The organism is Streptomyces sp. G-G2, from assembly GCF_030063135.1.
Classification (GTDB): domain Bacteria; phylum Actinomycetota; class Actinomycetes; order Streptomycetales; family Streptomycetaceae; genus Streptomyces.
The window spans coordinates 1-4,296 of record NZ_JASISO010000107.1; the positions used below are offsets into that span (position 1 = coordinate 1).

Sequence of the window (4,296 nt, forward strand, 5' to 3'; positions counted from 1 at the left end):
CTTGAGGCTCCGCGCTCCGCGCGGAGCCTCAAGCGGGTCCCATCGCGCTGCGCGCGATGAAAGAGACAGCTCCGCGCTCCGCGCGGAGCCTCAAGCGGGTCCCATCGCGCTGCGCGCGATGAAAGAGACAACTCTCCGCTCCGCGTTTTCGGATGTGTTCGGGTGTGACTGATGTGTTTAGGTGATTGGTCAGAGGGAGTTAACGCCGTTAACGCTTGTGGACAACTTTTGATTCAAAAGTCTCTATGGATAGAAATGGGAACCAGTCAGATTCAGAGCTGATCTGGACACGGTGTCCGGGAGGGCTTGGAGATCGACAGGTCCTGTTCCGCCGTCAGGAAGTACGGGGTGGAAGTGCCTTGGAGACTGCGTTGAGTGCGCGCAGCGGGACAACCGCGGGCCTATAGAGGGTACGGAGATGGGTCGCCGCAGGTCAGGTGGGGTGCAGATGAAAAGATATGTACCCTCAGGAGGGACATATCTAGGGCGTTGTGTCGCTGCTGGGGGGACAGAGCGACTGCAAAAAGTCAGTGCGGCTGACGCTTTTTGGCCTAAAACGTCAAGGAGGCTGACGTTATTGGGGAGATACGTCGGGGAACTGCTGGGGGGAGGGGTGGGGTTGGCTGGGGGAGCCGGGAGGGGGTTCGGACAGGGCGTGGCCGAGATGTGTCCCTCGTGGGGGGACGTAAGACACGCCGAACGTCAACGAGCGTGACACTAGTGTCACCCTTGTTGACATACTGCTTTCCGCAGATCAACGAAGTGGAGAGCATCCTCGTGTCATCAGAGCCACAGCGCCGTCGGCCGAGTCCGTCGCGCGCGCCGCGTCCTGATCTGCCCGTTGATGACGCGATCTCGGCGTGGAGTCAGCCGCTGGCGCCCGTCAAGGATCTGGACAGCCTGGCGAAGAGGTACCCGAGCAGGAAGCTGACTCTGGACGGTGAGCGCAAGCCGCTGGAGTTCTACGGGACACAGAGCCAGCCAAACGCGTTCTCGATGGACAGCCTCGAATTTTTCCTGGTGATCGCCCAGTACTTCCGCGAAGCGCTGCCGTTGCGGCTGATCCTGCTGCTCATCGCGTGCCAGCGAGCGGGGGGGCGGATTCCGCTGACGCAGGAAGAGATGGCTACGATCCTGGACGTCAGCCGGACAAAGACCTCGGAGGCGCTCCACACCGTCATGTCTCATGGGATCGTCTTCAAGGTGAGGCGGGGTGTGTATCAGTTCAACCCGCCCTACAGTTATCGCGTAGCCGAGTTCATCCCGGGTACGGAGACGACGGGTGAGTTTGTGAAGGTGGAGCAGTCCAGCACCATCTCGCAGATTCGCGGTGACACGAGCTTGCCGGATCTGGTGCGGTTCCCGTCTCTGGACCACATGCGGCAGGCGATCGAGGAACTGCGGGCCGAACGGGCCAAAGAGCGCGCTGCGCGCCGGCTGAGCCGGGGACAGCGCAAGGAAGAAGGGACAGCTCAGTGAGCACCTTGCGATTCGCTGCGGTCAACGCGGACGGGCTTCTCTCTGACCTGGACCTCCCGCCCGCGGCCTACCGGGTGCTGCTGAAGCTCCGTTCGCTGAGTGAGCCCGGTGGGCGGATCCTCATCGATCAGGCCTCGATCGCCGGGATGCTGGATCTGAGCCGGCCGAGCGTGAACGCCGCGCTGCGGAGCCTGGAACTGGCACGGCTGGTGCGGAAGGTCCGTAATGGGGTTTACCAGATCAATCCGATGCTGGCCGGATACAACTCGTTCGAGGACGCGGTGGCGGCCGTGAACGGGATGCCGACGGACGAGCGGCTGGACGCCCGGGGGTATGTCGACAGCTACCACCGGGCGGTGGCGGAGTATCAGGACCAGCTCGCCGAGCAGCGGAAGAAGCGGGCGGCGCAGACGGCCGCGAAGAAGGCTGTCGAGGCGAAGCGGAGGCGGACGCTGCACGCCGTGGGGTGATGCCGGCAGTTCGTGGACCGTTGATGAGGCGCTATGGAGTGGCTGAAGCCGCTCGGTGGCGCCTCTCGGCTTTGCAGGGGTGGGGGTGGGTAGTTGAGGCTAGGTGTGGGGGAGAGGCGCTTAGAGGGGCCCTGGAGGGGCTTGGCGGGCCTTTGGGGGTGGCCAGCGGGGGTCGAGGGCCTAGAAGTTGAAGTCGACGTAGTCGATGTCCGTGAAGTCGACCAGCAGGCCGGGGGCGCGGGAGCCGTGGTCGCGGAAGTACATGTCCTGGAGGCCCTGGGCGGTGATGTGGCGGAGTTCGGCCTCGGCGGCGCCCGACTCCTGGGCGGCGAACAGCCTGGAGGCGTACTCCGGGGGGAGGTGCTGGGTGATGCGGCGCATGCGGCCGTCATCGGTGGTGCCGGGGGCGGCGGTGAACCCGAAGCGGGCGCGGGTCTCGATGACCAGGCCGGTGGACTTGGCCGCCTTGTCGCGGGCGCGCTTGCGGACCAGGGGCTGCCAGCTCTTGCGGACCTCGGTTTCGAGGCGGGCCGCGAGTTCGGGGCGCGGGGTCTTGATCTGGCCCTTGAGGTAGCGCTCGACCGTACGGGGGGAGATGCCGAGTCGTTGTGCGACCGCTTTGGTCGAGTTCTTTTCGGTCTTGAGGAGGAACTTCATCCGGGCCTGGGGTGACTTCGGGATCGGTCGTGTGAAGTTGTGTTCGTCTGCTTGCGCGAGGCTGTCTTCGATGCTGCTGGACATGCTTTCTTACTCTCCGTCGTGGGCGGCGTCGTGGCCCTTGATATGGCGGGCGGGGTTGTGGCCTTCGTCGAGGAGGCCGACGGCCCAGAGGAGGGGCTGGGTGCCCTCGTGCTTGACCATGCCCGGGCTGACGCCGAGGCGGAAGCCGCCGGGGACCGGCTTGTCGTCGGGGGTACGGGGCAGGAAGTCCAGGGGGCTTGGGCCGTCGGAGAGGTACACGGCGCAGTCGGACAGGACCGCGATGGGGTGGAGGTCGGCCACGGTGGCCAACTTGCGCAACTTGCGGTGCATGTTGACCCGGGCCGTGGAGATCACCGCCGCGCGGATGTCAGGGCGCCAGGTGGGGCGTTCCAGGGCGGGCCAGGTTTCGCCGGGGCGGTAGCCCGCGCCCTGGGGGCGTTCGCGGAGCTTGCCGATGCCGCCCTTGACGGTGGCCTTGATCGCGGAGAGGACGCCGGTGAGTGCGGGGTCGTGTTCCTTGTGGGTCGCCATGGCCTTGAGGAAGGCCTCGTCGGTGAGGGCGGGGGTGACGCCCAGGTCGGCCATGGTGGCCATGTAGGCGTCGCGGAGGCGGGTGTACCAGGCGTCGAGGTACGGGCCGTTGTCCGGGCGGAGCCAGGCTTCGGTGGGCCGGACGGAGTGGCCGAGTTCCTGTGCGTAGGCGAGGGTCGGGGTCGCGTACCAGGCCGGGCCGGTGGGGGGCTTGCCGTGCGGGGTGAAGGGGCTGGGGAGGCGGGGGTCGAGAGGGAGGTCCGAGAGGTCGGCCAGCCAGCAGCCGGGGGTCTTCGGATCGAAGCGGGGGTTCGCGGTGTGGACCGCGGGGCCGAGGCCGACGGTGAGCCGGTTGGCGGCGGCGGCGAAGGCCATGTTGACGTCGATGCCGACCGCGTGGGTGCGGGCGCATTCGGCGTCCGTCAGGAGTTCGGGGTCGCGGATCCAGTCGTACGCCTCTTCGTCGAGGACCTGGCCCGGTGTGCGCTGGTGGGCCCGGGGGTACAGGGCGGCGACGACGGGGTGCTCGTCGGGTGCCTCCGGGGGAGCCGGGTCGACGGGGTGGGTGAGGGAACCGGGGACCGGGGCCGATTCCCAGACGTCGGTGACCGAGTTGCGGGCGGCGCGGGTGGGCGGGCGCAGGGCCGTCATGAGTTCGAGGCCGGTGACGGCGGTGGAGCCGCGGGGGGTGAGCACGCGAGTGGCGTACGTGGTGAGGAGCGTGGCGAGTTCGGGGGCAGGGAGGTGCGCTGTGTCCTCGCCCCAAGCTCGGGGGTCGAGGGCGTCCCAGGGGAGCACGGCGAGCTGGACGCACTGGCGGCCGGTGGTGGGGGAGGCCGGGCGGTAGATGCGGGCCCAGGGGCCGAAGCCGCGGCGGGTCAGCTGCCATTTGCTCTTGGCGAGTTGCCGGACGACGGGGTGTGTGTCGGGGAGGCGCAGGCCCCGTCGGTCTTCGAGGGTGAGGGGCAGGCCGAGGGCCTCCGTGGCCTCGGGGGTGAGGACGAGGAGCGGGTCGCCGTCCTTGCCGTTGCGGTGGAGGCGGGGGGAGCGGAGGTCGGCGTCTTCGCTGAGGGCCCAGGTGATGAGGGTGGGGAGGTCGGTGGCGGCTTTGGGG

General features: G+C 67.7%; 4 protein-coding genes. 2 read left to right on the forward strand and 2 right to left on the reverse strand.

Going from position 1 to position 4,296, the window contains the following annotated elements; genetic code table 11:
- The first annotated feature begins 732 nt into the window (after positions 1 to 732).
- Both QMF80_RS37625 and QMF80_RS37630 read left to right on the forward strand, forming a co-directional pair.
- Positions 733 to 1,479: a hypothetical protein gene (locus QMF80_RS37625; RefSeq protein WP_349372282.1), complete on the forward strand. Its 747-nt coding sequence runs from the start codon at positions 733 to 735 to the stop codon at positions 1,477 to 1,479.
- Positions 1,476 to 1,949 (forward strand): helix-turn-helix domain-containing protein, encoded by a 474-nt coding sequence (locus tag QMF80_RS37630; RefSeq protein ID WP_283461897.1) that lies wholly within the window; start codon positions 1,476 to 1,478, stop codon positions 1,947 to 1,949. The genes QMF80_RS37625 and QMF80_RS37630 overlap by 4 nt, the downstream gene beginning before the upstream one ends.
- Positions 1,950 to 2,129: 180 nt before the next feature.
- On the opposite strand, the gene tpg is transcribed toward QMF80_RS37630, so the two are convergent.
- The gene (tpg, locus tag QMF80_RS37635; protein WP_283461899.1) at positions 2,130 to 2,690 is read right to left on the reverse strand and encodes a telomere-protecting terminal protein Tpg; all 561 of its coding nucleotides are present in this window, start codon (positions 2,688 to 2,690) and stop codon (positions 2,130 to 2,132) included.
- A 6-nt stretch (positions 2,691 to 2,696) separates the two neighbouring features.
- Positions 2,697 to 4,296 (reverse strand): telomere-associated protein Tap (gene tap, locus QMF80_RS37640; RefSeq protein ID WP_283461901.1); only part of this gene is annotated, 1,600 nt, incomplete at its 5' end.